This window comes from Bradyrhizobium paxllaeri (genome assembly GCF_001693515.2).
GTDB lineage: Bacteria > Pseudomonadota > Alphaproteobacteria > Rhizobiales > Xanthobacteraceae > Bradyrhizobium > Bradyrhizobium paxllaeri.
In genome coordinates, this window is sequence record NZ_CP042968.1 from 1,504,454 (window position 1) to 1,529,624 (window position 25,171).

At 63.4% G+C, this 25,171-nt stretch carries 18 protein-coding genes, 1 tRNA gene and 1 pseudogene; 14 read left to right on the plus strand and 6 right to left on the minus strand.

The window, feature by feature from the left end; translation table 11 throughout:
- Positions 1-28 precede the first annotated feature (28 nt).
- Positions 29-1,413, minus strand: a pseudogene (locus tag LMTR21_RS07120) (tyrosine-type recombinase/integrase).
- A gap of 549 nt (positions 1,414-1,962) precedes the next feature.
- Here LMTR21_RS07120 and LMTR21_RS07130 point away from each other — a divergent pair.
- Positions 1,963-3,213 carry a tyrosine-type recombinase/integrase gene (locus tag LMTR21_RS07130; RefSeq protein ID WP_065752756.1) on the plus strand — a complete coding sequence of 417 codons (1,251 nt, stop codon included), beginning with the start codon at positions 1,963-1,965 and terminating at the stop codon, positions 3,211-3,213.
- Positions 3,214-3,231: 18 nt separating this feature from the next.
- Here the strand turns inward: LMTR21_RS07130 and LMTR21_RS07135 are convergent.
- A tRNA-Ile gene (locus LMTR21_RS07135) sits at positions 3,232-3,307 on the minus strand.
- Positions 3,308-3,477: 170 nt separating this feature from the next.
- Here LMTR21_RS07135 and LMTR21_RS07140 point away from each other — a divergent pair.
- Positions 3,478-4,443 carry a TAXI family TRAP transporter solute-binding subunit gene (locus LMTR21_RS07140; protein ID WP_065752757.1) on the plus strand — a complete coding sequence of 322 codons (966 nt, stop codon included), beginning with the start codon at positions 3,478-3,480 and terminating at the stop codon, positions 4,441-4,443.
- Between the two features lie 47 nt (positions 4,444-4,490).
- On the opposite strand, the gene LMTR21_RS07145 is transcribed toward LMTR21_RS07140, so the two are convergent.
- The gene (locus LMTR21_RS07145; protein WP_065752758.1) at positions 4,491-5,702 is read right to left on the minus strand and encodes an ABC transporter substrate-binding protein; all 1,212 of its coding nucleotides are present in this window, start codon (positions 5,700-5,702) and stop codon (positions 4,491-4,493) included.
- Positions 5,703-5,881: 179 nt separating this feature from the next.
- Between LMTR21_RS07145 and LMTR21_RS07150 the strand changes: the two genes are divergently transcribed.
- The 3 genes from LMTR21_RS07150 to LMTR21_RS07160 are packed head-to-tail and all read left to right on the plus strand — an operon-like array spanning position 5,882 to position 10,145.
- The gene (locus LMTR21_RS07150; RefSeq protein WP_065752759.1) at positions 5,882-6,994 is read left to right on the plus strand and encodes a molybdopterin-binding protein; all 1,113 of its coding nucleotides are present in this window, start codon (positions 5,882-5,884) and stop codon (positions 6,992-6,994) included.
- 1 nt (position 6,995) lies between these two features.
- Positions 6,996-8,957 (plus strand): molybdopterin biosynthesis protein, encoded by a 1,962-nt coding sequence (locus LMTR21_RS07155; protein WP_141688277.1) that lies wholly within the window; start codon positions 6,996-6,998, stop codon positions 8,955-8,957.
- Positions 8,958-9,014: 57 nt separating this feature from the next.
- Positions 9,015-10,145, plus strand: coding sequence for an FAD-dependent monooxygenase (locus tag LMTR21_RS07160; protein WP_065752760.1), 1,131 nt, complete (start codon positions 9,015-9,017; stop codon positions 10,143-10,145).
- A 9-nt stretch (positions 10,146-10,154) separates the two neighbouring features.
- On the opposite strand, the gene LMTR21_RS07165 is transcribed toward LMTR21_RS07160, so the two are convergent.
- Positions 10,155-10,382 (minus strand): hypothetical protein, encoded by a 228-nt coding sequence (locus tag LMTR21_RS07165; protein ID WP_065752761.1) that lies wholly within the window; start codon positions 10,380-10,382, stop codon positions 10,155-10,157.
- 203 nt (positions 10,383-10,585) lie between these two features.
- Between LMTR21_RS07165 and LMTR21_RS07170 the strand changes: the two genes are divergently transcribed.
- The gene (locus LMTR21_RS07170) at positions 10,586-10,861 is read left to right on the plus strand and encodes a hypothetical protein (protein ID WP_246175383.1); all 276 of its coding nucleotides are present in this window, start codon (positions 10,586-10,588) and stop codon (positions 10,859-10,861) included.
- A 26-nt stretch (positions 10,862-10,887) separates the two neighbouring features.
- Here LMTR21_RS07170 and mobA read toward each other — a convergent pair whose 3' ends face one another.
- Both mobA and LMTR21_RS07180 read right to left on the minus strand, forming a co-directional pair.
- Positions 10,888-11,514 carry a molybdenum cofactor guanylyltransferase MobA gene (mobA, locus tag LMTR21_RS07175; RefSeq protein WP_065752763.1) on the minus strand — a complete coding sequence of 209 codons (627 nt, stop codon included), beginning with the start codon at positions 11,512-11,514 and terminating at the stop codon, positions 10,888-10,890.
- The gene (locus LMTR21_RS07180) at positions 11,507-12,394 is read right to left on the minus strand and encodes a formate dehydrogenase accessory sulfurtransferase FdhD (RefSeq protein ID WP_065752764.1); all 888 of its coding nucleotides are present in this window, start codon (positions 12,392-12,394) and stop codon (positions 11,507-11,509) included. Before LMTR21_RS07180 ends, mobA begins: the two co-directional genes overlap by 8 nt.
- A 214-nt stretch (positions 12,395-12,608) precedes the next feature.
- On the opposite strand from LMTR21_RS07180, the gene mobB reads away from it, so the two are divergent.
- The 8 genes from mobB to fdhF all read left to right on the plus strand — a co-directional run bounded on the left by mobB (position 12,609) and on the right by fdhF (position 25,128).
- Positions 12,609-13,136, plus strand: a complete 528-nt coding sequence (mobB, locus tag LMTR21_RS07185) for a molybdopterin-guanine dinucleotide biosynthesis protein B (RefSeq protein ID WP_065752765.1) — start codon at positions 12,609-12,611, stop codon at positions 13,134-13,136.
- Positions 13,137-13,144: 8 nt separating this feature from the next.
- The gene (locus tag LMTR21_RS07190) at positions 13,145-14,398 is read left to right on the plus strand and encodes a molybdopterin molybdotransferase MoeA (RefSeq protein WP_065752766.1); all 1,254 of its coding nucleotides are present in this window, start codon (positions 13,145-13,147) and stop codon (positions 14,396-14,398) included.
- Positions 14,399-14,541: 143 nt separating this feature from the next.
- A complete protein-coding gene (locus LMTR21_RS07195; RefSeq protein WP_065752767.1) occupies positions 14,542-14,769 on the plus strand; it encodes a sulfurtransferase TusA family protein in 228 nt (75 codons plus the stop codon).
- Positions 14,770-14,877: 108 nt separating this feature from the next.
- Entirely contained in the window at positions 14,878-16,308 is a 1,431-nt protein-coding gene (locus tag LMTR21_RS07200; protein ID WP_065752768.1) for a sigma-54-dependent transcriptional regulator, read from the plus strand.
- A complete protein-coding gene (locus LMTR21_RS07205; protein ID WP_065752769.1) occupies positions 16,301-18,325 on the plus strand; it encodes a sensor histidine kinase in 2,025 nt (674 codons plus the stop codon). The genes LMTR21_RS07200 and LMTR21_RS07205 overlap by 8 nt, the downstream gene beginning before the upstream one ends.
- A 362-nt stretch (positions 18,326-18,687) precedes the next feature.
- Positions 18,688-20,340, plus strand: coding sequence for an OFA family MFS transporter (locus LMTR21_RS07210; RefSeq protein ID WP_065752770.1), 1,653 nt, complete (start codon positions 18,688-18,690; stop codon positions 20,338-20,340).
- Positions 20,341-20,653: 313 nt separating this feature from the next.
- A complete protein-coding gene (locus tag LMTR21_RS07215) occupies positions 20,654-22,366 on the plus strand; it encodes an NADH-ubiquinone oxidoreductase-F iron-sulfur binding region domain-containing protein (RefSeq protein WP_065752771.1) in 1,713 nt (570 codons plus the stop codon).
- Complete coding sequence (gene fdhF, locus LMTR21_RS07220) at positions 22,363-25,128, plus strand: formate dehydrogenase subunit alpha (protein ID WP_065752772.1); 2,766 nt, start codon at positions 22,363-22,365, stop codon at positions 25,126-25,128. The genes LMTR21_RS07215 and fdhF overlap by 4 nt, the downstream gene beginning before the upstream one ends.
- The last annotated feature ends 43 nt before the right edge of the window (positions 25,129-25,171 follow it).

Below are 25,171 nucleotides of genomic sequence, written 5' to 3' on the forward strand. Positions count from 1 at the left end.
GATTCGATCAAGACCGCAGGATGATCCCTTACGCGCGTTTTCCCATCGGCACCACGTTTCCATCACTCCGCGGCACCAGGGACACGACTGCCGCCCTTGCGAGGTCTTCCAAAGCGGTCGCAATGTATTTCGCGTAGTGCCGCTCGATCATTTTGACTGAGGTGTTGTGCAATTTGGCGACCTGTTGGATAGGCAAGCCCTTTCGGAGGCCGCGTACGATGCTCGAGTGCCGCAAAGCATAGGGGATCACCTCCGGCATACCCGCGCGCTCGCGAATGGCCTTCCAAGGACGTGCAAGTTCGCCTCTTTTCCACGGCCGCGTTCAGACTTCTTCCACGCGATACCTCCCGACTGCTGTTCATGGATCCATCGCTCGAAAAGAGGTGCATCGCTTGGCCGCCCGATGATTGCGGGCGAAAGCACCTCAATCACATCGTCGCCCACCGGGACCGGGCCTGAGCCGCTATTGCCGCCGCGCCCCTTGTAGGAGCCCGGTACCATTAGACGCCGTGCTGAAACCTGTACGTCGCCAACGCGCATTCGCCTGACCTGGGCATACCGCGCGCCGGTCGCGGCGAGACATACGACGATCCGATATAGATCGCCATCAAATCCTTGCTCGTGATCGACTTCACGCGCAGCTTGAAGGATGGCGCCAACCACGTCATCCGTGAGAATCTGGTTATCCCGAGCAACCGACACAGCATCATCATCATCGATCCGCTCGGCTTTGAAGCCGGCCTTCACAATGGCGAGGAACGTCGGGTTTAGCTTCTTTCGATCTGCGGAAAGTCGCGGCCACGCGGCATTTAGTGCCGCCTTGAGGTCATTCACGAACCGCTGCTTGGTCGTGACCTTTAGGTCCTCCGGCAAACCCTCCCGCCACGTTATCAAGTCATCTCCTTTCAAGGCATGCAGATACACCGATGCAAGAGGAGCAGCTTCCGCAGCTTCCTGATTGCCACGCTTGTCTTGACCAAGAACGTAGCGCCGCAGCTTGGTACTGGCATCGGATCGGACGTCGCGGCCTGTTCGGCGCTTTTCTCGAGCGTCGCGTTCCCTGACGTACGATTCAACGGCCGATCGTACGGTAGGAGCCGGGCCCGCCGCCTGCGATGCGGCTTCTGTTCTGGCTCGAGCTACGGCCTCCCGCGCCGTTCTCACGGCCTGTTCGAAGGTCAGAATCCCGGCGGCGGGCTTATCATTGATGTCGTTGGCGACGCCGACTGGCACCTGCTTGTAGTTGCCGCCTTTGTGGTGATTACGCCAGCGGACAAACCAAACGCCGCTCTGTTTTCCTTTGCGATAGCCCAGATGCGCTTCCGCATCGAGGCGACGCCAATGCACGCCAAGCTCGAGCCTGGAGCGCGCATTAGCCGTCGTGACCTGAGCCTCGGTGAGTGACTTCGACATTCGGGGAGTGCCTTAATAACGTTTCCCGCACTTGTACGTCGAATATCCGTCGAATAAAAGACGGTGCACGTCGGCGGACAATAGCGGATTATGGATATTGAATTTATTGAAATAATTGGACAGCAGCGGACAATGGCGGACAGAGGCGGAGCCATTATTTGGCTCTCTCAAGGCCGAAACATGGGTCTTCGATTCCCTAGGGGACTGCTCTGCCGCCTCTGCGCTTTTTTACGCGAACCCACTCAATTCTGCGATTGGATGCTCTGAAGCCCGACAAGAGCGGTTGTCGGCTTTATTTCGCGGCGGCCCCTGCCAGGATGGCGATCGGTCATCCGAAATTTCGAAAGCTTCGATGATAGATCGAACGCAACCTGAAATTACACCTAACACTCCGCTTCGCCTTGCTGATGCCGTGAAAATCGCATTTCCTATGGGCGGGATGACGGTCGCCGGTTTGCGCCGTGAGCGCGATCGTAGCCGATTGATTATTGAAAAAATTGCCGGCAAGGAATTCACGACGCTGGCGCACATTGAACGGATGCGAGAGTTATGCCGCGACGAAGCAAGGGAGCCAGGCTCCAGCTTAAGGCCGCCCGCCGTGGCAAAGGTGGAAAGATCACACACCAAGCAACCTGGATCATCCGAGACAATGGTCGGGACGTCAGCACAGGCTGCACTGCAGATGAGATTGCGGCCGCGGAGAAGAAGTTAGAGGAATACATCGCCTCCAAGTACACGCCGAAACGGCGAGTGCGGCATATTGACGATATCCCGATCGCGGACGTTCTCTCGATCTACTTGGATGCGCAGTTAGAAAAGCTTCGTGATCGCTTCAAAGTTGACAGCGAAAGTGAAGACACCGTTGCCGCCATACGAAAATTCAAGAAGCGCATCGAGCGATTGAATGCGTGGTGGGGCGCAAAAATGCTCGGTGAGGTGAGCGGTGAGGCGTGTCGCGCTTACAGAAGGAAACGGCGTAACCGAGGCGGCGCTAGGCGAGATTTGGAGGATCTACGCGCCGCCGTCGGCCATCATGCCGCGGAAGGCTATCACCGCGAAATCGTTAAGGTCTCGCTGCCGGAAAAGGGTGAGCCGCGTGACAAATGGTTGACGCGTAGTGATGCAGCCAAACTGATCTGGACTTGCTGGCGATATCGCGAGTTGCAAAAAAGGTCGCGCCGGCTGATCGACGACATGAAGGCTCCTACAGCCAAGCGTCCACTCCGGCATCTTGCTCGCTTCATCTTGCTGGGAATCTATAGTGGAACGCGCGCGGGAGCCATCGCTGCCGCATCGCCCATTCCGGCGCTCGGTCGGTCTTATGTCGACCTCGAGCGGGGGCGGTACTACCGCCTTCAACAAGGTGCTGCGAAAACTAATAAGCGCCAACCTACGGTTCCGATCCCTCAGCGGTTACTTGCGCATCTGCGGCGTTGGCATCGGATCGACCCAGAGGCGAAGCATTTCGTCGAGTTCAATGGCAAGCCAGTTAGTTCAGTCAAGACGGCGTTCAAGAGCGCGGTTAGGCTCGCGGGGCTGGGTCCAGGAATATCACCTCACACGTTGCGACACACAGCAGCGACCTGGCTTATGCAGAAGGGAGCAGACCCATGGCAGGCCGCTGGTTACCTTGGGATGTCGCTGGAGGTGCTACTCAACACCTACGGCCACCATCATCCCGATTATTTGTCGGACGCAGTCGAGAAAATCGCGATGCGTGAGACTGGCCACGAACGAAAGGCGCACGTATCTGGTGCGGTTTCTGGTGCGGTGATCCCGCTGCGGCGAAATAACCCCTGATTAAGCAATTGATATCGCTGGTGGGCCCGGCAGGACTCGAACCTGCAACCAGACCGTTATGAGCGGCCGGCTCTAACCATTGAGCTACAGGCCCCGCCGCGGAGCGGCCGCGGGAGGGCGGCCGGCAACGGTGCCGCCATCGTTTACAGGCATGACAGCGATACGGCAATGGCGGGTTGGGGGCCAAGAACGGGCTTTCATCGGGCTGTGTGCTTGCCTACAACCTCCATTGCATCATTCGTCATGGAACGCTTGAGGCCAACGATGAAACTCGCTGGGATCGCCTGTGCCGGCCTGCTCCTGTTTGCCGGCGCCGCCATGGCGCAGGACGGAGACAAGGCCATTACCAAGACCAGTATCAGCCTCGGGACCGCGACGCCGGGCGGCGGCTTCCCGGTTTACGGCAATGCCTTTGCGGAAGTCATGAACGCTGCCGATCCGGCGCTCGCGATCGAGCCGCGCAATACCAAAGGCTCCAACGAGAACATTCCGCTGCTGGAATCCGATCAGCTCGATATCGCGCTGATCGCGGGGGAGCCCGCTTACGAAGCCTTCATGGGCATCGGGAGGGCCGCGACGAAGCTGAAAATCCTGACCGCGATGTATTCCAGTCCCGGCATGTTCGTGGTGCGGGCGGACAGCCCCTACAAGACGATCAAGGATCTGGTCGGTCAGCCGGTCGCCTTCGGCGCCAGGGGTTCGGGCCTGCCGATCCTGTCGCGCTATATCCTCGACGGCATCGGGCTGAAGCAGGACGAGGATTTCAAGTCGATCTATCTCGATCGCGCCGGCGACGGTCCGGCCATGGTGCAGGACGGCCGCGCCGCCGCGCTGTGGGGCGCCGGCATCGGCTGGCCGGGCTTTGCCGCGATGGCGCAGGCCCCCGGCGGCGCGCGGTTCATCGCACCCGACGCCGGCGAGATCGCGCGCGTCCGCGCCAAGCACACCTTCCTCAAGCCATTGACTGTCCCGGCCAACAGCTATCCGAACCAGCCGGCAGCGATCGATTCCATCGGCTCATGGAGTTTTGTGCTGGCGCGCGAAAGCCTGCCCGATGACGTCGCCTATCGCCTCGCGCGTACCTTGCATGGGCAGGAGGCCGCACTGTGCAAGAAGCTGCCGCAGGCCTGTGAGACCACGGCGGCGAACACCGTTGCCGCCGCCCCGAATGTGGCGCTGATTCATCCGGGGGTGATGAAGTATTTTCGGGAGGCGGGGGTAGTGAAATAGCGAATGGCGAGTGGCGAATCGCTTCCGCTACTCGCCATTCGCTTACCTCATTTCCTCGCCATCGCACACGCCGGGTCCGGCGGGCCGAACGCTTCGTCGCCCGGGATCTTGGCGAGGATCTGATAATAGTCCCACGGATATTTCGATTCCTCGGGCTTCTTGACCTGCACCAGCCAGAGGTCGTGCACCATCAGATTGTCCTCGCGCAGTCTGCCGTTGCGGGAGAAGAAATCCTCGATCGGCTTTTCGCGCATCTTCGCCGCCACTTTCAGCGGTTCGTCGGTGCCGGTTTCCTTGATGGCATTGAGATAGCTCATGACCGAGGAATAGACGCCGGCCTGCCACATCGTCGGCATCCGGTTCATCTTGGCGAAATAGCGCTTTGACCATTCGCGGGTCTTGTCGTCCATGTCCCAGTAGAACGACGTAGTCAGCAACAGGCCTTGGGCTGCCGGTAACCCAAGCGAATGGATGTCGGTGATCAGCGCGAGCAAGGCCGCCATCTGCTGACCGCCCTTCAGCACGCCGAACTCCGCGGCGGTCTTGATCTCGTTCATGTTGTTCGGCGGACCGGCCGCGATGCCGATGATCTTGGCCTTGGACGCCTGCGCCTGCAGCACGAAGGAAGACAGGTCAGGCGTGGCGAGCGGCGGGCGCACCGATCCCAGTACCTTGCCGCCATTGGCGGTGACGACGCTCGAAGCGTCGCGTTCCAGCGAGTGGCCAAAGGCGTAGTCGTCCGTGATGAAGAACCAGCTATCGCCGCCGCGCTTGACCACCGCCTGCGCGGTGCCGACCGCGAGCGAACGGGTGTCGATCACCCACTGCATCGCGTAGGGCGAACAGGATTTGCCGTGGAAATCCGCGGTCAGGGTCGAATGCGTGATGAACAGCTTCTTCTTCTCATTGGCGATGCCTTGCACCGCAAGCCCCACCGCCGATACCGGCACGTCGGCGATCAGGTCGACCTGATCGACATCGTACCAGCGCCGGGCGATGCCGCCGCCGATGTCTGGCTTGAGCTGGTGGTCGCCGACGATGATGCTGATCGGCTTGCCCAGCACCTTGCCGCCGAAATCGTCGATCGCCATCTGCGCGGCGGTGACTGAACCCTGGCCGGTCGGCGTCGCCGCGGGGCCGTTCATGTCAGTGAGGACGCCGATCTTGACCACATCGTCGGAAATTTGCGCGAGCGCGGCGGTCGATGCCAGCATCGCGGCCGCAAGCACGGTAAGCCTGGATAGGTTCCTGGCGAACATCCCTGTTTTCTCCCTGGAATCGGCGCGTTGGCCGTTTGTGTCTTCAGGCGGTTGCCCCGCCAATTGGTCTCATTTGCAACTATTTTGCGCCGGCGTCAACGTGGCTAAATGGAGCGGCTCGTCAGCGAGCGGTATCCGGTTCTGTTTATTTCCGGCCCGATTCAGGGCATAGGCGAACCATGACCTCGCGCCAGCGCCTGCCGACCACGCTTACGCCGCTCGATAGAGCGCTCGACGCCCTGCTGCAGGGCGTGGAGCCTGTCGCGCCGGCAGAACTTACGCTTGCCGAGGCGCTGTGTTGCATCGCCGCCGAGATGCCGCCGCTTCGGGCACATCCGCCGCGCGACGTCGCGGCGGTGGACGGTTATGCATTCGGCGCGCGCGATCTCGTTGGTGCGTCCTCCTATTCGCCGTTACCGTTGTCGGCGCCGCCGATCTGGGTCGAGGCCGGCGATGCGATTCCCGATGGTTGCGACTGCGTGCTCGATTCCGATTCCGTCGATGTATCAGGTCCGCTGCCACAGGTGCAGGCGGAGGCGATCCCGGGGCAGGGCGTGCGCCGGGCCGGCGGCGATATCGCCGCGGGCAGTTTTGTCGTGGAGGCCGGGCGGCGCGTGCTGCCGCGTCATCTTCTGATCGCGCGCGCTGCCGGATTGGAGCGCTTGGACGTTCGCCGTCCGCGGCTCCGCATCGTCAATGTTCGCGGTGGCAGCGCGACGGCAGAGCTGATCGCCGAGAGCGCGCGGACCGCGGGTGCCGACGTCGTGTCGTCGACCGCCGTAGGCCGCGATGCCGGTTCGATTGCAGCGGCACTGGATGACGGCGCAAGCGATCTGCTCCTGATCGTCGGTGGCTCCGGCGTCGGGCGCACCGACGCGGCCGTGACCGCATTGGCTGCGCGTGGCGAAGTTCTTGCCCACGGCATTGCGCTGCAGCCCGGCCGCACCTCGGCCGTCGGGCGCATCGGCAAGATGCCCGTCATCGCGCTGCCGGGCGCGCCGGATCAGGCCCTTGCGGCATGGTGGACGCTGGCGCTTCCTGTGCTCGATCGCCTCTCGGGGCGTCGCTCGCGCAAGACGGTCAATTTGCCGCTGGCGCGCAAGATTGCATCCAGCGTCGGCATCGCCGAGATCGTGTTGCTGGAGCGGCAGCAGGATAGATGGAGCACGCTTGCCGTGGGCGAATTGTCGCTGGATGCGATCGCCCGTGCTGAAGCCTGGCTCGTGGTATCAGGCGGCTCGGAAGGATTTGCGGCCGGTGCGCCGGTCGATGCCTATATGTTGCGGGAATGATATGGGTTCGGGAATGACCAACACGCCCTCGCCGAGAGATCGCGACAGTAACGAGCAGGATCAGTTCCTGACGATCCTGTCGCGCGAGGATGCGCTGGCGCGGTTCGAAGCCGCGTTGTTCCCGCTGATGGTACCGGGAGAGAAGCGCCTGCTTGCTGACGCGCTCGGCTGCGCGCTCGCCGAAGACGTCACCGCGCCGATCGACGTGCCGCCGTTCGATCGCTCCAACGTCGATGGTTTTGCGGTGCGTTCCGCCGATCTCGCGACCGCCGGTGAGGCTTCACCGGTGCGCGTGATGCTGAACGACGAGATGATCGCCTGCGGCACTGCGCCGACGCGGCCGGTATTGTCGGGAACGGCCACGCCGATCGCGACCGGCGGTCCGGTGCCGCGCGGAGCGGACGCCGTCGTCATGGTCGAGCATACGCAGCCGGCGGGACATCGCGCGATCGAAATCCGCCGCGCCGCTTCGCCCGGACAATTCGTGTCCTATGCCGGCTCCGACATCGCCCGCGGCGAAGCGCTGCTGCGCGCCGGCACCGTCATCGGCTCGCGCGAGATCGGCATGCTGGCGGCCTGCGGAATCGCGGAAGTGACCGTCGCGCGGGCTCCCCGCGTCGCCATCATTTCGACCGGCGACGAGCTGGTGCAGCCCGGCCAGTCGCTGCGGCCGGCTGCGATCTATGACACCAATGGTGCGATCGTGACGGCCGCGATTTCGGAAAACGGCGGTGAGGCTCGTTTTCTCGGCGCGATCCCGGACGACGAAGCGCAGCTCGAATCCGTGATGCGTGAGGCACTCGCGAGCAGCGACATGCTCGTGCTGTCGGGCGGCACTTCGAAAGGCGCGGGCGACGTGTCGCACCGCATCATCGGCCGGCTCGGCAAGCCCGGCATCATCGCTCATGGCGTGGCGCTGAAGCCCGGCAAGCCGCTGTGCCTCGCAGTGTGCGACGGCAAGCCGGTGATCATCCTGCCGGGATTTCCGACCTCGGCGATGTTCACCTTCCACGACATGATCGTGCCGGTGCTGCGACGGATGGCGGGCCTGCCGCCGCGTTCAGACGCCAAGGTCAATGCGCGCGTGCCGGTGCGGATCGCGTCAGAACTCGGCCGCACCGAATTCGTCATGGTGTCGCTGGTCGAAGGGGCGGATGGGCTGATTGCGTATCCTACGGGCAAGGGCTCCGGTGCTATCACCTCGTTTGCGCAAGCCGACGGGTTTCTGCGCATCGATGCGCTCGCCGACCAGATGCCGGCGGGCTGCGAGGCCGAGGTCACGCTGTTCACGCCGCATGTGCGGGTGCCCGATCTTGTCATCGTCGGCAGCCATTGCACCGGGCTCGATCTCGTCACCGCGCCGCTGGCGCATGCCGGGCTCGTCGTGCGCTCGATCGCCGTCGGCAGCCTCGGCGGGCTCGCGGCGGCGAAACGCGGCGAGTGCGATTTTGCGCCGATCCATTTGTTCGACGAGAAGACTGAAACCTACAACACGCCCTATCTTGCCGAGGGTCTCGAACTGGTGCCGGGCTGGCGTCGCATGCAGGGCATCGTGTTCCGCAAGGGCGACCGGCGCTTCGAGGGCTTGGACGCGGAAGATGCGGTGCGCGCCGCGCTCGCCGATCCCACCTGCATCATGGTCAATCGAAACCAGGGCGCCGGCACGCGCATCCTGATCGACCGGCTGCTCGGCGGTGCGCGCCCCGACGGCTACTGGAATCAGCCGCGCTCGCATAATGCGGTGGCGGCGGCCGTTGCGCAGCACCGCGCCGATTGGGGCATGACCATTGCGCCGGTCGCGCATGCATCAAATCTGGGTTTCATTCCCTTTGCCGAAGAGCATTATGACTTCGCGCTGGTGACGGCGCGCAAGCAGAGGCCGGCGGTGCAGGCGTTTCTCGACGCGCTGGCGTCGGAGGCGGGCCGCGCGGCACTGGAGCAGGCGGGCTTCCGGCCGGCCTGACGCGCTCGCGAAGTGTAAGAAGCCGCCAACAGAAGCGGCTCGGGGCAGGGATGGGAAATGGCAACACCGCTATCAATTGCGATTATTGGCGCCGGCATGGGCGGGCTTGCGACTGCCGCAGCGCTGCGGCGGGTCGGCATCGATGTCACCGTCTACGAGCAGGCGACGCAGTTCGCGCGGATCGGGGCCGGCATCCAGATCGGCTGCAACGCCATGAAGGTGCTGCGCGAACTTGGGCTTGAAGGACGGTTGCGCGCACAATCCTTCTATCCGCGCTCCTGGAACAACCGCGACTGGCGCACCGGCGACGTCAAGTTCGACATGATCTTCGGCGAGAGCGCCGAACAAAAGTTTGGCGCGCCCTATCTCCTGGCGCATCGCGGCGATCTGCATGCGGCGCTCGCCAGCGCCGTTCCTGATCAATGCGTCAAGCTCAATCACAAGCTGATCGGCCTTGATGAGGCTGCCGAGGGCGTCCGGCTCGCCTTTGCCAATGGTGCGACCGCGACGGCCGACGCCGTGATCGGCGCCGACGGCATTCATTCGCTGGTAAGGGACATTCTGTTCGGAGCGTCGCCGGTCAGCTTTACCGGGCGCATCGCCTATCGCACGACCTATCCCGCCACGCTGCTGGGAGGAGCAAAAATCGACGACTGCACCAAATGGTGGGGCGAGGACCGTCACATCGTCATCTACTACGTCAAGCCGGACCGCAGCGAGATCTATCTCGTTACCAGCCAGCCGGAGCCGGAGTTCCGGATCGAGTCATGGTCGGCGAAGGGCGATGTCGTCGAATTGCGGAAGGCCTTTGTCGGCTTCCATAGCCAGGTCGAGAAGGTGCTGGCGGCATGTCCAGACGTGCACAAATGGGCGATCGTCGATCGCCATTCGCTGGAGCGATGGACGGATCGCAACGTCACGCTGCTCGGCGATGCCTGCCATCCGATGACGCCCTACATGGCGCAAGGCGCAGCGATGGCGATCGAGGACGCCGCCGTTCTCTCGCGCTGTCTCGATGGCGTGGAACGGGAAGGCGTCGCGAATGCGTTTCGTCGCTTCGAGGCGACGCGCAAGGCGCGGACGGAACGTATTCAATCGACCTCGCGCGCCAACACCTGGCTCAGCGGAAAGACCGATACCGACTGGGTGTATGGCTACGATGCCTGGACGGTTCCGCTGGTGGCGTAGAATGCCGCGCTATCTTCGAGGCAGGTAAAGGAAGTGGTTACGCCGTTCGGCTTCGGCGAGGGCGCGCTGTGCCGCCGGCGTCAGGATTTTTACCGTCGCCGGCACCTCGACGATCTTGTCGCTACCCGTCCACACTCTGGCAAGCTCGCGCAGCCGCGAAACGAACACCCCAATATTCAGGACAAAATCGACCGCCCTGAGGAAGAAGGCCAAAATACCCCATACGATCTCGCTCATCGGCAACTCTCGAGCCTGCGGGACATGGACGGTAGTCGCAACCGTCCGTGATCAGGTTCAGGTCGGCAGAGTGCCGCTCCCGCTGCCGTGGCGCGCCGCAGGTCGTACCGCGATGAACCCGACAGGTACGCGCCGCGACCAAGCAGGTCGAAAGGAGCGCGACACGGCGTCAGGCGATGCGGTCGATCGCGCGGAATGATCCCATGACGCTGTTCGACCGCCTGAGTTTCCGCACGATCGCGGCCCTCGTCGCCGCCGCCGGCACAGTGTTCTGGATCTATACCTTCCATGTGCTCTACCCGCCCCCTGGCGGTGACGGCGGGTTTCATCTGATAGCTGTTCTTCTGCTTAGTGCGATCTTCGGAATATTCTTTCTGCCGGCGTGGTTCCTCGTCGCCATCGGTCGGTTGCCGAAATTAGCCACCGCCTGGGGCCTGTGCGGCCTGATTACATTCGCGGTGATCTGGTTGGCACCCTGACGGAATTTCCGAAATCCTGGTTCTTCTCAGGCCTCCGGCGCCGCGTCCAGCGCTGCCAGCCGTTCGGCTTCCGCGATATCATCCACCGTGTTTGCATTGAAGAAGGGATCGAGTGGCTCGGTCGGCCAGGATACGGTGGCGAGCTTGTAGCGCGCGGTCCAGCGGTCGATCTTCCTGATGTCCTCGACGACAAGCGCATGGCGCAGCTCGTCGCGCAAGGCGATACTCCATAATCCGATGACCGGATGCGACTGGCCGCCGGAAGCGGCGACCGCGAGCTCAGCATTTTCATCAATTAGCGCCTGATGCAGGCGCGAGGCCAGATCGCGCGGCAGGAACGGACAGTCCGCCGCTGCGCTCAATACCAGCGCCACGTCAGGCCGGTTCGCCGCCATCCAGTCGAGCGCTGCCAGGATGCCGGCGAGAGGGCCGGGGAAATCGGCGACGCCGTCGGCGATCACGGGCAGCCCAAACGCGGCAAAGCGCGCGGGATCGCCGTTGGCATTGAGGATCAATCCGTCGCATTGCGGCGCAAGCCGCGTAATGACGCGATCGAGGATGGTGCGGCCGGCGATCGTGCGCATCGGCTTGTCGCCGCCGCCCATTCGCCGCGCCAGGCCGCCGGCGAGCAGCACGCCGGGAATGTCAGTCATCGCTTTCGCCCTTGCGCTTGTGCCGCGCGGATTCCTCCTCGACATAGTCGAGGTTCTGGTCGAACACGATCCGCTCCTGTCCCGACAGCGCAATGAAGCGCTTTCCGCGCGTACGGCCGACCAGCGTCAGTCCGACCTGCCGCGCCAGCTCGACACCCCAGGCCGTGAAGCCCGAGCGCGAGACCAGAATGGGAATGCCCATCCGCACCGTCTTGATCACCATTTCCGAGGTGAGGCGGCCGGTGGTGTAGAGGATCTTGTCGGCGGGATCGACGCCGTGGCGATAGATCCAGCCCGCGATCTTGTCGACCGCGTTGTGGCGGCCGACATCCTCGGTGTAGCAGACGGGCGTGCCTTCCTTGCACAGCACGCAGCCATGGATCGCGCCGGCCTCCAGATAGAGAGAGGGCATGGTGTTGATGGCACGCGTCATCTCGTAGAGCCAGGAGGTGCGTAGTTCCGCCTTCGGCAGTGCAACGCTTTCCACGGCTTCGAGCAGGTCGCCGAACGCGGTGCCCTGCGCGCAGCCTGAAGTCTGCGTGCGCTTTTTCAGCTTGGCCTCGAAATTGGTATGGTGCTCGGTGCGCACCACGACCACCTGCAGGTCGTCGTGATATTCGACCTCGGTGACGACGTCGTCGTATTTCAGCATGTTCTGGTTCAGGAGGTAGCCTAGCGCCAGATACTCCGGGTAGTCGCCGATCGTCATCATGGTGACGATCTCCTGCGCGTTCAGGTACAGCGTCAGCGGCCGCTCCACCGGCACCCGGATCTCGACCGCAGCGCCCGTCTGGTCGGTCCCGGCGACGCGCTCCGTCAGCCGCGGATCCTCGGGATTCGGCACGATCAGGGGGGCGGGGGCTTTTTCCATCTTCATCATAGGACGCAGGTTAGCATGACAAGGGCTTCCAGCCGATATAAAGCATTTCCGGAGATGAACAATGCGGCCACCAGCCGTCATTGCGAGCGAAGCGACTTGTCCGCCGTAGCTCACCGAGCGAAGGCGGAAGCAATCCATAGTGCCGCGAATGAAGCGTGGATTGCTTCGTCGCTTCGCTCCTCGCAATGACGGTGGGGGCCGCCGGGAGAACGCAATGAAGGTAATAGGCCTCGCGGGATGGAGCGGCGCCGGCAAGACCACCTTGCTGACGCGGGCGATTCCGCAATTTTCAAAACAGGGGCTGCGCGTCTCCGTGATCAAGCACGCCCATCATGCCTTCGATGTCGACGTGCCCGGCAAGGATTCCTGGCGGCACCGCGAGGCCGGCGCGGCCGAAGTTCTGGTGTCGTCCGGCCGGCGCTGGGCCCTGATGCATGAGCTGCGCGGCGCGCATGAGCCGCGACTGCCGGAACTGCTGGCGAAGATGTCGGAGGTCGATCTCGTCGTCGTCGAGGGCTTCAAGCGCGAGCCGCATCGCAAGATCGAGGTCCATCGCGCCGCGAATGAGAAGCCGCTGCTGTTCCCCGACGATCCCGGCATTGTCGGCATCGCCACCGATACGGCGGTTGAAACCAGGCTGCCGACTGCCCATCTCGACGATATCGAGGCCGTGGCGGCGATGATGTTGCGGTCCGCAATCTCGCTCGAAGACCTGCTGGCGAAATGCGAAGCTGAGGGCTGATCAGGCACATGGCGCAGTTGTCCGACGATTGCTTTGCCTTCGGCGGCCCGATGATGTCGGTCGATGAGGCCGTGGGTCTCATTGCCACGCGCGTGACCCCGGTGGTGGATGTCGAGAGGGTCGCGCTCGCCCGCGCCGATGGCCGCATTCTCGCGCACGAAATTTTGGCGCCGCTGCCGCTGCCGCCCTTCACCAATTCCGCCGTCGATGGCTATGCGGTTTCGAGCCGTGACTTGCCGCAGAAGGACGAGCAGGCGTTTGTCGTTACCGGCCGCGTCCAGGCGGGCAGCGCTGCATCTGCGCCGCTCAAGCCGGGGCATGCAATGCGCATCTTCACCGGCGCGCCGATGCCTGAAGGCGCCGATACCGTGTTCATGCAGGAGGACGTGCGCGTCGACGGCGACAAGGTCGTGCTTCCCGCGGGCCTCAAGCCCGGCGCCAATGTGCGTCCCGCGGGTGAGGACATCGCCAAGGGCTTTGCGGCGCTGCAGGCCGGCCAGCGGCTGCGGCCGCAGGATGTCGCGCTTGCCGCGGCCTTCGGCCTGACCGGGCTCGATGTCGTCAGGCGCCTGCGCGTCGCCGTATTCTCCACCGGCAACGAGATCGCTTCGCCCGGCGAAGCGCGCGCCGCGGCGCAATTGTTCGATTCCAACCGCTTCATGCTGATGGCGATGCTGTCGCGGCTCGGCTGCGAGGTCAGCGATCTCGGCATCATCAGGGATGATCGCACCTCGCTGGCGCGCGCGCTGCAGGAGGTTGCCGGCAATCATGATCTGATCCTCACCACCGGCGGCGTTTCGACCGGCGAGGAGGATCACGTCAAGGCGAGCGTCGAAAGTGTCGGCCGGCTGGTGCTGTGGCGGATGGCGATCAAGCCGGGACGCCCCGTCGCGATGGGCATCATCAACGGCACCCCGTTCATCGGATTGCCCGGCAATCCGGTGGCGAGTTTTGTCACCTTCGTTCACGTGGTGCGGCCGACCATTCTGGCGCTATCGGGCGCGCGGCCGGAGCCGCTGCTGCCGATGCCGGTTCGCGCCGCCTTCGGCTACAAGAAAAAGATCTCGCGCCGCGAATATGTCCGCGTCAGCTTGCGGAAGGCCTCCGACGGCGCGCTCGAAGCGGTGAAGTTTCCGCGCGAGGGCGCGGGTCTGTTGTCGTCGCTGGTCGATACCGACGGCTTGGTCGAACTCGGCGAACAGGTGACGCTGGTCGAGCCCGGCCAGACGGTTGGGTTCCTGTCCTATGCAGGTCTGATGTAGGGCCGTAGGGCGGGCAAAGGCGCGTTTGCGCCGTGCCCACCACGCATCTCTCTAGGCTCGAATGAAAATAGTGGGCATGCTTCGCTTTGCCCACCCTACAGACCTAAGTTGACGATGCAGGCTCGCTTCGCCATGGTCGATGCATGAGCACTACAAAACTCGATCTCGCCGGCCTGAAATGTCCGCTGCCGGCGCTGAAGACGCGCAAGGCGCTGAAGACGCTGCCGCCCGGCGACAGGCTGGAAGTGCTCTGCACCGATCCGCTGTCGGTGATCGATATCCCGAACCTCATCCGCGAGACCGGCGACAAGGTCGAAATCACCGAGCGCAGCCAGGACCGCATTGTTTTTCTGATAGAAAAAGCAAATTGACCGATAGAAAAGGCGAATGCCTGAGCGGTAAAGTCGCCCGCGTCAATTAGACGACTTCACTACGGCGCGTGATTGCCGGGTGCGACAATCGGACCTACAACTCCCGGCATGAATCTCCCGACATCGAAGGCGAGTGCAGCGATATCCCCTGCGGCAGAACCCGCGGCCAAGTCAGGCAAATCGGCCGGCGGCCCCGAGTTCAGCGCGCTGGCGCAGGCCTCGATCCTGATCGTCGATGACGAGCCCGGGATGCGCAATTTTCTGGTGCGCACCCTGGGGCCGCGCTGCAAGCATGTGGAAGAGGCCGCCGATACCGACGAAGCCTCGCGCAAGCTCGACAAGAGCCGGTTCGACGTCGTCATCCTCGACAACATCATGCCGGGCAAGAACGGTGTCGACTGGCTGGCCGAGCAGCGGGCCGTCGGCTTTTTCGCCGATGCCATCCTGATCACGGCCTATGCCGATCTCGACACCGCGATCCAGGCGCTACGCGCCGGTGCGGTCGATTTCGTGCTGAAGCCGTTTCGCTCGAACCAGATATTGAATGCGGTGGCGCGCTGCCTCGACCGTGTCAGGCTGCAGCGCGAGAATTACGTCTTGCGCTATGCGCTGCGCGCGTCCTCCGATCGCACCTTCCTGCGTGATAACCTGATCGGGGAATCGCCGGCGACCCGCAGCGTGCGGGAAACCATTGCCCGCGTCGCCCGCCTGCCGACATCGATTCTGCTCACCGGCGAATCCGGTACCGGCAAGGAAGTCGCCGCGCGCTCGATTCACTCGCTGTCCGACCGCGCCGACAAGCCGTTCGTGCCGGTGAACTGCGCAGCGATTCCCCCTGAAATGATCGAGGGCGAGCTGTTCGGCCACATCAAGGGCGCCTTCACCGGTGCCGACAGCGGCCGCGAAGGCCTGTTCCTCTATGCCCATGGCGGCACGCTGTTCCTCGATGAGATCGGCGAACTGCCGCTGCCGATGCAGAGCAAGCTGCTCCGCGTGTTGGAAGACCGCCGCGTGCGTCCCGTCGGCTCCGAGCGCGAAGTGCCGGTCGATCTTCGCTTCATCTTTGCGACCAATGCCGATCTGCAGAAGGAAGTGGAGAGGGGACGCTTCCGCGCGGATCTGTATTACCGCCTCAACGTCATGCAGATTCATCTGCCGCTGTTGAAGGACCGCGGCGACGACGTGCAGGAGCTCGCCACCATCTTCATGAGCAAGCTCTCGATGCAACTGGGCATGCCGCCGGTTCCGATCGACAACTCGGTGCGGGCCGCGCTGGCGAGTTACGACTGGCCGGGCAATGTGCGCGAGTTGCGCAATCTGATCGAGCGCACCTTGATCCTCGGCGCGTTCCCGGACGATTTCGCCGGACCGCAGCGCAACGACGGGCAGGCTGCCAGCGCCGACAGTCTCGCGGATCTGGAGCGCCGGCATATTCTTTCGGTGCTGAAGGAGACCGGCGGCAACCGCGAGGAAGCCGCGCGGCGGCTCGGGGTTTCGCGCAAGACCATCGATCGCAAACTTGCGTTATGGAATGGCTGACCGGGCAGGCAGCATCGACGCGCCGGTGCGCGGGCAATCCGTCCGCTTCCGGCTGCTTGCCATCGCGCTGCTGCCGATGTTGGTCATCCTGCCGCTTCTGCTCGGCGTTGCCATCTATCGCTGGAACGCGCGCTTCGACGCCACGCTGATTTCGAAGGTGAATGGTGATCTCACCATCGCTCACCAATATCTGGCCCGTATTCTGGAAAAGACCGGTGTTCAGATCCGCGGGCTCAGTCTCTCGTTCCGCTTCCGCGAGGTGGAAGAGCGTGAAACCCTCGCCGCCGTGGTGGAGTTGCTCGAACAGTCCCGCAAGGAAATCGGTCTCGACTTTCTCTATCTGGTGGACGCCGGTGGAAAGGTCGTCGCCTCGTCACCCCCGCTCAAGGGCGCGCCAAGGGCCGACTGGCCGATCATCAGGTCGGCATTGTCAGGCGAGGCCATGTCGACGGGTATCGACATCTTCACCAACGACGAACTTGCGTCGATCTCGCCTGTTCTCGCCGAGCGCGCGCGTCTCGATCTGGTGCCGACGCCCAACGCAGTGCCGACCGATCGCAGTACGGAAACAAGCGGCATGGTGGTGCATGCTGCTGCCCGCGCAACGGCTCCCGGAGGCGGGCCGGCCGCGCTGGTTGGTGGAATCCTGCTGAACCAGAATCTCGAATTCATCGATACGATCAACGACCTCGTCTATCGCGAGGCGAGCCTGCCGGAGGGCAGCCAGGGCACGGCAACGCTGTTTCTCGACGACGTGCGGATATCGACCAATGTCCGCCTGTTCGAGGGACGGCGCGCGCTCGGAACGCGGGTGTCGGCGGCGGTCCGCTCCGCGGTCCTGGGGGAAGGGCGTACCTGGCTGGACAGCGCCTTCGTCGTCAACGACTGGTACATCTCGGCCTATGAGCCGCTGGTCGACACCTATGGCAAGCGCGTCGGCATGCTCTATGTCGGCTTCCTGCAGAAGCCGTTCAACGACGCCAAGTTCGAGACGCTGCTGATCATCGCGCTTGCGTTCATCGTGATCACGGCGGCGACCGTGCCGATCTTCCTGCGCTGGGCGCAGTCGATATTCATGCCGCTCGAACGCGTTACGGCGACGATCGGCGAGGTGGAGAGCGGCAACCTGTCCGCCCGCACCAAACTGCCGGTGTCGGGTGATGAGATCGGCCGCGTGGCGTTCCAACTCGATACCCTGCTCGACCAGGTCCAGGAGCGCGACCGGCAATTGCGCGAGTGGAACGAGGAGTTGAACACGCGGGTACGCGAGCGAACGAAGGATCTCGAGCATGCCAATCTAAAGCTGGAGGCAACCACCAAGCAGCTCATCATGTCCGAAAAGCTCGCCGCCATCGGCGAGATCACCGCGGGCGTGGCGCATGAGATCAACAATCCCATCGCGGTGATGCAGGGCAATCTCGACGTCATCCGCAGCGTGATCGGCGCCGACGTCGATAAGGCCAAGGTCGAGTTCCGGCTATTGGATGAGCAGATCCACCGCATCAGCCAGATCGTCATGAAACTTCTGCAGTTCGCCCGGCCGGAGGAATATGCCGGCTATATCGAGCGCCATGCGCCGGGAAGCGTCGTGCTGGATTGCCTGCCGCTGGTCCAGCATCTTCTGAACAAGACGGAAATCAGCGTGGTGCGGGAAGATCGCGCGAGCCGCCTGGTCCTGATGAACCGCACCGAATTGCAGCAGGTCGTGATCAACCTGATCGTCAACGCCATCCATGCCATGCCGGACGGCGGCACATTGACTCTCCGCTCCTTCGACGCCGATCGCGATGGGAACCCGGGTATTGCAATCGAAGTGGCCGACACCGGCATCGGCATGAGCGCTGAAGTCATGGAGAAGGTGTTCGATCCCTTCTTCACATCCAAGCGTCGCGAAGGCACCGGCCTCGGCCTGTCGATCAGCCAGACGCTGGTGAAGCGCCAGCGTGGGCAGATTACCGTGGAGAGCGCGGTTGACGCGGGGAGCACTTTCCGCGTGTGGCTGCCGGAGGCGAGCTGACCGGACATTTTGTCCGGCAACGATCAGGACATTTTGTCCGTGGATGCCAACACCATCCTGCTAAGTGATTGATTTTCTGTATCGCGCCATTTGGCACGTCGATTGCTGTCTTCTGACTCAAGAAGTCTGAGTGGGGAGGGGGCGCGATGACCGCAGGTTCGGTCGATAGGTGGGCAAGCGTGCAAGCGAGTTCCGTCGCTTGTCGCTTTGCTGACGCGCTTGCTCCGCACTCCGAACGATTTTGCCCTGAGATCCGCTCCGATCCGGCCATGCGCATCCGGTCGGCGCTTCGCTGCCCCTCATCCATCCCTCAACTTTCCAACTGACGTGCCGGTAAGGCCACGAACCCGGAGGTTTTTTCTATGAGTACAGCCGACGCCACGCTTGCACCGTCAGGTGCGCTCGGGCTCCTCGACAAGGAGCGAACGATCGCGACAGCCGGCTTCAACCGCTGGCTGGTGCCGCCGGCCGCGCTTTGCATCCATCTCTGCATCGGCATGGCCTATGGCTTCAGCGTGTTCTGGCTGCCGCTATCGCGCGCGATCGGGCTGAGCGCGCCGAAGGCGTGCGCCGACATGACGCTGGTGCGGGAGCTCTTCACCACCACCTGCGACTGGAAGGTCGCCAGCATGGGCTGGATGTACACGCTGTTCTTCGTGCTGCTCGGCATTGCCGCAGCGGTGTGGGGCGGCTGGCTCGAGCGCGTCGGCCCCCGCAAGGCCGGCTTCGTCTCGGCGATGTGCTGGTGCGGCGGGCTCTTCCTCGGCGCGATCGGCATCTACACGCATCAGCTCTGGTTGCTGTGGCTCGGCTCGGGCGTGATCGGCGGCGTCGGTCTCGGCCTCGGCTACATCTCGCCGGTGTCGACGCTGGTGAAATGGTTCCCTGACCGGCGCGGCATGGCGACCGGCATGGCGATCATGGGCTTTGGCGGCGGCGCCATGATCGGCGCGCCGCTGGCCAACCTGCTGATGAACTATTTCAAGACCCCGACCTCGGTCGGCGTCTGGGAAACCTTCGTCGCGATGGGCGTGATCTATTTCGTGTTCATGATGATCGGCGCCTTCCGCTATCGCATTCCGCCGGCAGGCTGGCGGCCCGAGGGCTGGACGCCGCCGGCAAAGGCCAATGCGATGATCTCGCAGAACCACGTTCATCTGAAGGACGCGCACAAGACGCCGCAGTTCTGGCTGATCTGGTGGGTGCTCTGCCTCAACGTCTCCGCCGGCATCGGTGTGATCGGCATGGCCTCGCCGATGCTGCAGGAAATCTTCGCCGGCAAGCTGATCGGTTTGCCCGATGTCGGCTTCAACCAGCTCGACGCGACACAGAAGGCGACGATTGCGGGCATCGCGGCGGGCTTCGCCGGGCTGCTCTCACTGTTCAACATCGGCGGCCGCTTCTTCTGGGCGTCGCTGTCGGACAAGATCGGCCGCAAGAACACCTACTACACCTTCTTCATCCTCGGCATCGCGCTCTACGCGCTGGCGCCGACGTTTGCCGCGATGGGCTCGAAGCTGCTGTTCGTGCTCGGCTTCGGCATCATCCTGTCGATGTATGGCGGCGGCTTCGCGACCGTGCCGGCCTATCTCGCCGACATGTTCGGCACCCAGTTCGTCGGCGCCATCCATGGCCGTCTGCTGACGGCGTGGTCGACGGCGGGCATCATCGGCCCTGTGGTGGTGAACTACATCCGCGAATTCCAGCTCTCGGCCGGTGTTCCGCGCGACCAACTCTACAACACCACGATGTACATCCTGTGCGCCATGCTGGTCGCCGGCCTGATCTGCAACTACCTGATCAAGCCGGTCGATGCGAAGTGGCACATGAGCGATGCCGAGGTCGCCAAGCTGCAGGCGGCGACGGCGAATGCCGGGGCTTCGGGGCCGTCGGGCTCCTATGGCATCGGCTTCGGCGGGCTCGACGCCAAGGCTGCGCTGTTCTGGGCCTTCGTCGGCATTCCGCTGGCCTGGGGCGTCTGGAAGACGCTGGAAAGCGCCGTCAAGATACTCTGATACAAGAGGACGCCGCGGGGGACCAGGCATGGCTCCCGCGGCGTCTTGTGCGGCTACGACTTCCGCAGGGGTTCGATCGATACGCCTTCGCAATCGCAGCATAGGATGGCTTTATTGATCTTGCGGTCGTTTTCGAGTTCTCATTCCCTCGTCAGGTAGGGCGACACCCAGCTGATGTCGCCGAGGCTTGAACGCCCGAACCCTGCCACCACCAGCGACTTAAATACTTATCGAGACGCCATAATTTGCTTGGCATCTGGCATGCCAGTGATTAGAGTCGATCTAATCTGGTCCTGAGAACGAGACGCTATCAATGAATGTCCATGACGTGCAGCAGGTCCGCTCGTTCGAACATCCGGGCGCGGGAAGGAAGCGGGCAAAGGCGACGCCGAAGGGCCGCCAGGTCGACCCTACCGCAGCGCACGAGATCGAGCTTCTGCTCGGCGACCGGCCGCGGCGGCGCGATCTCCTGATCGAGCATCTGCACCTGATCCAGGACAAGTACCACCAGATCTCGGCCGCCCATCTCGCCGCCCTTGCCGACGAGATGAATCTGTCCTTTGCGGAGGTGTTCGAGACCGCGACCTTCTACGCGCATTTCGACGTGGTGAAGGAGGGCGAGCCGGATATTGCGCCGCTTACCATTCGGGTCTGCGATTCGCTGACCTGCGCCATGATGGGGGCCGAGCAGTTGCTGCAGGAATTGCAGCGCGGCGCCGGGCCGGAGGTGCGCGTGGTGCGGGCGCCCTGTGTCGGACTGTGCGATGTGGCGCCGGTGGCCGAGGTCGGCCATCACTACGTTTTCAAGGCGACCGCGCCCGAAGTGCTGGCGACCGCGGCGCGCGGCGAGGTTCATCCCGAAATTCCGCCCTATGTCGACTACGACAGCTATGTGAAGGACGGCGGCTACAAGCTGTTGGGCGATCTGCGCGCCGGCCGCGTCAGCAAGGAAGACATTCTGAAGGCGCTCGACGATTCCAGCCTGCGCGGCCTTGGCGGCGCCGGCTTCCCGACCGGGCGCAAATGGCGCGCGGTGCTCGGCGAGCCCGGGCCGCGGCTGATGGCGGTGAATGGCGACGAAGGTGAGCCCGGCACGTTCAAGGATCGCTTCTATCTGCTTCGCGACGTGCATCGATTCATCGAGGGCACGCTGATCGGCGCGCATATCGTCGATGCGACCGATGTCTATATCTACCTCCGCGACGAATATCCGGCGGCGCTCAAGGTGCTTCCCCTCGAACTCGCCAAGCTGCCGCCCGGCGGTCCGACGATCCACGTCCGTCGTGGCGCCGGCGCCTATATCTGCGGCGAGGAATCCTCGCTGCTGGAAAGCATCGAAGGCAAGCGCGGTTTGCCGCGACACAAGCCGCCATACCCGTTCCAGGTCGGGCTGTTTGGCCTGCCGACGCTGATCAACAACATCGAGACGCTGTTCTGGGTGCGCGACATCGTCGAGAAGGGCCCATCCTGGTGGAATTCGTACGGCCGCAACGGCCGCCATGGGCTGCGCAGTTATTCGGTCTCCGGCCGCGTCAAGAATCCGGGTGTGAAGCTTGCGCCGGCGGGCCTGACGGTGCGTGAACTGATCGATGAATTCTGCGGCGGCATGGCGGATGGCCACACGTTCCACGCCTATCTGCCGGGCGGGGCGTCGGGCGGAATCCTGCCGGCGTCGATGGACAATATTCCGCTCGATTTCGGCACGCTGGAGAAATACGGCTGCTTCATCGGTTCCGCCGCCGTCATCATCATGTCCGAGCAAGACAGCGTGAAGGATGCGGCGCTGAACCTGATGAAGTTCTTCGAGGATGAAAGCTGCGGCCAGTGCACGCCGTGCCGGGTCGGCACCCAGAAGGCGGCGCTGTTGATGCAGCGTCCGGTGTGGGACCGCGAACTGCTCGACCAGTTGAGCCAGGCGATGCGCGATGCCTCAATTTGCGGGTTAGGGCAGGCGGCCTCGAATCCGCTGACCTCAGTGATTAAATATTTTCCGGAAGAATTCGTGCCGAACGAGGCTGCGGAATGACGAAGATTCAATTCGAGCTCGACGGCAAGCAAGTCGAGGCCAGCGCGGGCGAGACCATCTGGCAAGTGGCAAAACGCCACCAGAAGGAAATTCCGCATCTGTGCTACTCGCCGGAGCCCGACTATCGGCCCGACGGCAATTGCCGCGCCTGCATGGTCGAGATTGAGGGCGAACGCGTGCTGGCGGCGTCCTGCAAGCGCACGCCAAGCGTCGGCATGAAGGTGAAGACCGAGAGCGCGCGTGCGGTCGCGGCGCAGAAGATGGTGCTGGAGCTTCTGGTCGCCGACCAGCCGGCGCGCGAGACTTCGCACGATCCCGATTCGAAATTCTGGCACTGGGCCGAAAAGGTCGAGGTCACCGAGAGCCGTTTCCCGGCGGCCGAGCGCTGGTCGGGCGACACCAGCCATCCCGCGATGAGCGTCAATCTGGACGCCTGCATCCAGTGCGGCCTGTGCGTGCGCGCCTGCCGCGAAGTGCAGGTCAACGACGTCATCGGCATGGCCTATCGCAATGCCGGCGCCAAGATCGTGTTCGACTTCGACGATCCCATGGGTGAGTCCACCTGCGTGGCTTGCGGTGAATGCGTGCAGGCCTGCCCGACCGGCGCGCTTATGCCGTCGGTCATGCTGGACGAGAAGCAGACCCGCGTCACCTATGCGGACAAGAAGGTCGACTCGCTGTGCCCGTTCTGCGGCGTCGGGTGCCAGGTCACCTATCAGGTCAAGGACGAGAAGGTCATCTATGCCGAGGGTCGCGACGGCCCGGCCAACCACAACCGCCTCTGCGTCAAGGGCCGCTTCGGCTTTGACTACATCCATCATCCGCACCGCCTGACCAAGCCGCTGGTGCGGCTGCCGAACGCGAAGAAGGATGCCAACGATCAAGTCGATCCGGCCAATCCGTTCACGCATTTCCGCGAGGCGTCGTGGGAAGAGGCGCTGGATATTGCAGCAAAAGGTCTCGTCAAGATTCGCGACGAGAAGGGCGTGAAAGCGCTCGCCGGTTTCGGCTCTGCCAAGGGCTCCAACGAAGAGGCGTACCTGTTCCAGAAGCTGGTCCGCACCGGCTTCGGCTCCAACAATGTAGACCACTGCACGCGGCTGTGCCACGCCTCATCGGTCGCAGCGCTGTTCGAAGGTCTGAGCTCGGGCGCAGTGTCGGCGCCGTTTGCGGCTGCGATGGACGCCGAGGTGATCATCGTGATCGGCGCCAATCCGACCGTAAACCACCCGGTCGCCGCGACCTACATCAAGAACGCGGCCAAGAAGGGCGCGAAGCTCTTCGTGCTGGACCCACGCAGGCAGACGCTGTCGCGTCACGCGACGAAGCATTTGCAGTTCAAGCCGGGCTCCGACGTCGCCATGCTCAATGCGATGATCAACACGATCATCACCGAAGGCCTGACCGACGACCAGTACATTGCCGGTTACACCGAAGGATTCCAGGACCTCGAGGAGAAGATCAAGGAGTTCACGCCGGAGAAGATGGCGCCGATCTGCGGCATCGATGCCGAGACCCTGCGCGAGGTCGCCAGAACCTACGCCCGCGCAAAGTCCTCAATCATCTTCTGGGGCATGGGCATCAGCCAGCATGTCCACGGCACCGATAACGCGCGCTGCCTGATTGCGCTTGCCCTGATCACCGGCCAGGTCGGCCGTCCCGGCACTGGGTTGCATCCGCTCCGCGGTCAGAACAACGTGCAGGGCGCCTCCGACGCCGGCCTGATCCCGATGTTCCTGCCCGACTACCAGCCCGTCGGCCGCGACGACATGCGCGGCAACTTCGAGAAGCTGTGGGACCAGGACCTCGATCCCGTCCGCGGCCTCACCGTGGTCGAGATCATGAATGCGATCCACGCCGGCGAGATCAACGGCATGTACATCGAGGGCGAGAACCCCGCGATGTCCGATCCCGATCTCCAGCATGCGCGCCATGCGCTCGCGATGCTCGATCATCTCGTCGTGCAAGATCTCTTTGTCACCGAGACCGCGTTCCACGCCGACGTCATCCTGCCGGCCTCTGCGTTCGCGGAAAAGGACGGTTCGTTCACCAACACCGATCGCCGCGTGCAGCTCGCGCGCCAGGTGATCAAGCCGCCGGGTGATGCGCGGCAGGATCTCTGGATCATCCAGGAGATCGGCAAGCGCATGGGGCTGCCGTGGAATTATTCGGGTCCCGGCGACGTCTACACCGAGATGGCGCAGCTGATGCCCTCGCTCAAGAACATCAGCTGGGAACGGCTGGTGCGCGAAGGAGCCGTCACCTATCCGGCGGATGATCCCAGCAAGCCCGGCAATGAGATCATCTTCACGACCGGCTTCCCGACCGCGAGCGGCCGCGGCAAGATCGTGCCCGCCAAGGTGATTCCGCCGGATGAGCTGCCCGACGCCGAATATCCGATGGTGCTGTCCACGGGGCGCGTGCTCGAGCACTGGCACACCGGCTCGATGACGCGGCGTGCGCAGGTGCTCGACCAGATCGAGCCCGAGGCGGTGGCGTTCATGTCGCCGAAGGACATGCGGCGCTTAAGCGTCTGGCCCGGCGATTTCATCCGCCTGGAGACACGCCGCGGCGCCGTCGAGGTCAAGGTGCGCTCCGACCGCGATGTGCCGGAAAACATGGTGTTCATGCCGTTCTGCTACGCGGAGGCGGCGGCGAATCTGCTCACCAACCCCGCGCTCGATCCGTTCGGAAAAATCCCCGAATTCAAGTTCTGCGCCGTGCGCGCGGAAAAGGTGGCGCTGCAGTCGGCGGCGGAGTAGACGAGATCATCGTTCAACGGCGCCGTGATGACGTCATCGCGAT

What these genes read in the sequence shown, in the direction of transcription:
- LMTR21_RS07130 (WP_065752756.1), top strand. Translation starts at nt 1,963, where the DNA reads ATGCCGCGACGAAGCAAGGGAGCCAGGCTCCAGCTTAAGGCCGCCCGC.
- LMTR21_RS07140 (WP_065752757.1), top strand. Translation starts at nt 3,478, where the DNA reads ATGAAACTCGCTGGGATCGCCTGTGCCGGCCTGCTCCTGTTTGCCGGC.
- LMTR21_RS07145 (WP_065752758.1), bottom strand. Translation starts at nt 5,702, where the DNA reads ATGTTCGCCAGGAACCTATCCAGGCTTACCGTGCTTGCGGCCGCGATG.
- LMTR21_RS07150 (WP_065752759.1), top strand. Translation starts at nt 5,882, where the DNA reads ATGACCTCGCGCCAGCGCCTGCCGACCACGCTTACGCCGCTCGATAGA.
- LMTR21_RS07155 (WP_141688277.1), top strand. Translation starts at nt 6,996, where the DNA reads ATGGGTTCGGGAATGACCAACACGCCCTCGCCGAGAGATCGCGACAGT.
- LMTR21_RS07160 (WP_065752760.1), top strand. Translation starts at nt 9,015, where the DNA reads ATGGCAACACCGCTATCAATTGCGATTATTGGCGCCGGCATGGGCGGG.
- LMTR21_RS07165 (WP_065752761.1), bottom strand. Translation starts at nt 10,382, where the DNA reads ATGAGCGAGATCGTATGGGGTATTTTGGCCTTCTTCCTCAGGGCGGTC.
- LMTR21_RS07170 (WP_246175383.1), top strand. Translation starts at nt 10,586, where the DNA reads ATGACGCTGTTCGACCGCCTGAGTTTCCGCACGATCGCGGCCCTCGTC.
- mobA (WP_065752763.1), bottom strand. Translation starts at nt 11,514, where the DNA reads ATGACTGACATTCCCGGCGTGCTGCTCGCCGGCGGCCTGGCGCGGCGA.
- LMTR21_RS07180 (WP_065752764.1), bottom strand. Translation starts at nt 12,394, where the DNA reads ATGATGAAGATGGAAAAAGCCCCCGCCCCCCTGATCGTGCCGAATCCC.
- mobB (WP_065752765.1), top strand. Translation starts at nt 12,609, where the DNA reads ATGAAGGTAATAGGCCTCGCGGGATGGAGCGGCGCCGGCAAGACCACC.
- LMTR21_RS07190 (WP_065752766.1), top strand. Translation starts at nt 13,145, where the DNA reads ATGGCGCAGTTGTCCGACGATTGCTTTGCCTTCGGCGGCCCGATGATG.
- LMTR21_RS07195 (WP_065752767.1), top strand. Translation starts at nt 14,542, where the DNA reads ATGAGCACTACAAAACTCGATCTCGCCGGCCTGAAATGTCCGCTGCCG.
- LMTR21_RS07200 (WP_065752768.1), top strand. Translation starts at nt 14,878, where the DNA reads ATGAATCTCCCGACATCGAAGGCGAGTGCAGCGATATCCCCTGCGGCA.
- LMTR21_RS07205 (WP_065752769.1), top strand. Translation starts at nt 16,301, where the DNA reads ATGGCTGACCGGGCAGGCAGCATCGACGCGCCGGTGCGCGGGCAATCC.
- LMTR21_RS07210 (WP_065752770.1), top strand. Translation starts at nt 18,688, where the DNA reads ATGAGTACAGCCGACGCCACGCTTGCACCGTCAGGTGCGCTCGGGCTC.
- LMTR21_RS07215 (WP_065752771.1), top strand. Translation starts at nt 20,654, where the DNA reads ATGAATGTCCATGACGTGCAGCAGGTCCGCTCGTTCGAACATCCGGGC.
- fdhF (WP_065752772.1), top strand. Translation starts at nt 22,363, where the DNA reads ATGACGAAGATTCAATTCGAGCTCGACGGCAAGCAAGTCGAGGCCAGC.